This is a genomic window from Noviherbaspirillum malthae (assembly GCF_015352985.1).
Lineage (GTDB): Bacteria > Pseudomonadota > Gammaproteobacteria > Burkholderiales > Burkholderiaceae_D > Noviherbaspirillum > Noviherbaspirillum malthae.
This window is the reverse complement of the sequence record NZ_JACYXF010000153.1, coordinates 1-3,136: the sequence shown is the minus strand read 5'-3', so window position 1 is coordinate 3,136 and position 3,136 is coordinate 1. Positions and strand designations below refer to the sequence as shown.

3 protein-coding genes are annotated in these 3,136 nt (G+C 47.6%); all 3 read left to right on the top strand.

Going from position 1 to position 3,136, the window contains the following annotated elements; all coding sequences use genetic code 11:
- Positions 1 to 175: 175 nt before the first annotated feature.
- Genes IGW03_RS39245 through IGW03_RS39235 form a run of 3 tightly spaced genes read left to right on the top strand, consistent with a single transcriptional unit; the run spans position 176 to position 2,862 of the window.
- A complete protein-coding gene (locus IGW03_RS39245) occupies positions 176 to 616 on the top strand; it encodes a restriction endonuclease (RefSeq protein ID WP_228536350.1) in 441 nt (146 codons plus the stop codon).
- A gap of 54 nt (positions 617 to 670) precedes the next feature.
- Positions 671 to 1,159 carry a hypothetical protein gene (locus IGW03_RS39240; RefSeq protein WP_194727436.1) on the top strand — a complete coding sequence of 163 codons (489 nt, stop codon included), beginning with the start codon at positions 671 to 673 and terminating at the stop codon, positions 1,157 to 1,159.
- A gap of 5 nt (positions 1,160 to 1,164) precedes the next feature.
- On the top strand, positions 1,165 to 2,862 hold the full coding sequence (locus tag IGW03_RS39235; protein ID WP_228536349.1) for an SNIPE associated domain-containing protein: 1,698 nt from the start codon (positions 1,165 to 1,167) through the stop codon (positions 2,860 to 2,862).
- The last annotated feature ends 274 nt before the right edge of the window (positions 2,863 to 3,136 follow it).

The window sequence follows — 3,136 nt, the reverse complement described above, 5'->3', positions numbered from 1 at the left end:
TATGCCGTCGGCGGCGGGTCGGTTTTACCTCAGCACTCTCTTCCATGATGTACACGTGTCCATTTCGTTCGTTGGTGGACACGATCCTCGCCGATCAGCGCGTTTCGATTCAAGGTGCCTTCGCCGAGCGCTTACGAATGAACTCGGTGAAGCTCTACCGAAGCGCTACCTGACAATGGACGACGTCGACCGAATGGACGGTTTCAGCTTTGAAGTCTTTTGCTGTGTTTTGTGGGCCAAGCGCAAGTATCAAACAACGGTGACGAACAAGCGTGGTGGGGATGGTGGCATAGACGTTGTAGCACTCAAAGGCAAAGAGGGAGAATTATTGCAGTGTAAAAGTTCCATAAACGCAGATGTTGGCTGGGACGCGATTAAAGAGGTGACCGCAGGTGCGGCTAAGTACCAGGCCAGATTTGCAGGAACACTTTTTCGCAAAGTCGCAGTCACGAATCAAGCCTTTACAAAAGGTGCTGTGTCGCAGGGACAAGCAAATAGTGTTGAGTTAGTGACGCGAGATAGGTTAGCTGAACTGCTCGGTGCAAATCCAATTACGAATTACGAGTTTGATGAAGCTCTATTAGAGTGGATGCCCGTGGTTCAAGAAGCGGCGTAATGCTAGCTCTATGAGTGTCAAATCCAATGACGTAACGATTCGGATGGAGGGGAAATGGCAAGAAGAGGTAGTGGCCTCAGATTGATTGTCGGGGTCGCAAAGGCAATAGACCGAGCCGCAAAGGAAGCTGAAAGAAACAGGATTCGCAGAGAGCGTGAGCAGTTCCGAGCAAATCAAGCGGCATTACGTCAGCAAGAGAAGTCGCTTCGAGAAGCCGAGCGTGCTAACGCAAGAGCCCAGAAAACTCAGGAACAGGCTGAAAAAATCCGAAATCGCTTATTACAACGGGAGGAGGCGGAGGTTGAGCGACATCGCCGCGCCGAAGAAAAGGAAGCAATTCGCTTGGAAAAGGATGCTGAGAAGCGCCGAATTCTTGAGGCCAAGGCTCAGGAAAGACAACGACTCGAAGAGCAACGAAATGCTGCATTGAGAGCAAAAGAAGAGTTTGAAGCAGAGTTGGCAGAAGCAGAGCAAGACTTTAGGGACAGGTGTGAAGAGCGGCGTAATCTCCGCCTTCAGTACATAAGAACTATTTTGAGTTAACGATTATGACCGAACACTACGTGATTGGATTGCTGGCTGGCTTAACCATTCTCATTCCGGTGGTTCAGCATTTCCGCGTTAAAAAACTGATTCCGCAGTTTAAAAGCTTGCAGGTAGCCATAGAACATATATCTAAAGAACTTGAGAGCTCAAAAGTCAAGTTGGCTGACACAGAAAGTCTGCTGGCCGAAAAAACGTCTCTTGTGAGTGACTTAGAGGAAAAAGCCCTTGAAGCACTCGATAAAGAGAAGGCTGCGCAAGCAAAGTCTGCGCAATTGGTCACAGCTATCGCTGAACACGAATCAGGTGCCAAGAAGGCACGAGAATCGTTTATTGAGGCTAACAATAAGTTGAACGCCCTTAAGAGCGAATTGGAAAATAAGAAGGCAGAGGTAACCAGGCGTGAGGGAGAGATGCTAACGCTTCAACAAGAGATTCAGTCGCTCCAACACAAGATGGAAAACCTTCTCACCCTTCAAAAGCGTGAAAAGTCGATTCAAGCCGATATCGAAAATCTCAGACTTACTTATGCAGAACAGCAGAATAGCTTTGGGCAGGCGAAATTGAAATTTGAAGGCGAAATCCAACTGCTTGAGCGCAAATTGGTAGAGAGTAAGAATCAGCTCTCTGCGACGGTAGGAAAGTTAGACCTGTACTCTAGGGTCGATGAATTCACTCAAGTTGGCCACTTCGAAATGCCCAACTATCTTTATGACACATCTGTTAGGTATCAGTCTGAAATCAAAGAAATTCGTGAACAGCAAAAACGGCTTATTAAGGAAAAGAATGCAGTTACGTATCCAGGAGACCTAACCATTTGTTCTGATAAGTCTCTCAATAAAAGAATCCTTGATGGGCAAGTTGTGCTTATGTTGAGTGCATTCAATGTCGAATGCGATTTACTCATTGAGAAGGTGGGCCCGAGTAATTTGGACCGAACGTTGGAGCAAATTGAGAGAAAAGCTGAACAGCTTGAGAAGAATTGCGCAACTCTGAGATGCGGATTCAACATTGACTACGTTGAGCTGAAATTTGAAGAATGCAAACTGCAGTATGAGTACACTTTGAAGAAAAAAGAAGAGCAAGAAGAACAACGACTTATTCGTGAGCAAATGAAGGAGGAGGTAAGGGTACAGAAGCAGTATGAAGAGGCCATGAAAGAGGCAGAGAAAGAAGAACTCAAGTATCGTCGTTTGATTGAAAAAGCCCGAGAGCATTTGAACCAGGAGACGGAGCAAGAGCGTGCACTGACGTTAGCGAAAATTAGTTTGCTGGAGGAACAACTTCGGGAGGCTGAGGAGCGAGGTATCCGAGCCAAGAGTATGGCCGAGCAAACACGCAGAGGCTTTGTCTACGTCATTAGTAACATCGGGGCCTTTGGCGAGGGCGTGTACAAAATTGGTCTTACACGTCGACTCGACCCGCAAGAGCGAGTTGACGAACTTGGCGATGCATCTGTGCCTTTCCCATTTGATGTTCATGCGATGTGCTTCTCAGAAGATGCTCCTTCCCTTGAGAATGCACTTCACAAAAGATTTGCCAGTCGGCGGGTAAATGCTGTGAACCTAAGAAAGGAATTCTTCAGGGTGAGTCTTGAAGAGATTCAAGAAGCCGTCGAAGACTTGGTTGGCACAGATGTTGAGTTCAAAATTACCGCACGTGCTGAAGACTATTACGAGTCGAAACGACTAGTAGCTGCTTAGATATTGTCCCATGCTTATGACAAAGCAATATTGCCCATTCTGCGCGCTACCGTCCGAACGAATCGTGGGCGCAAATGACTATGCTCTTTGGATTCGCGATGGCTTCCCAATTTCACCAGGACATAGCCTGGTCATTCCAAAGGGACCGTCGGGTAGCAGCGGCGTATTACTACGCCACCGCCCCCTAAGAACGGAGCGTGCCACTTTCACGGCACTCCGCTCAAGCCTTTCAAAGCCCCTTCACAGGAGCCGGTTTGGACACTGTCATTCCAAG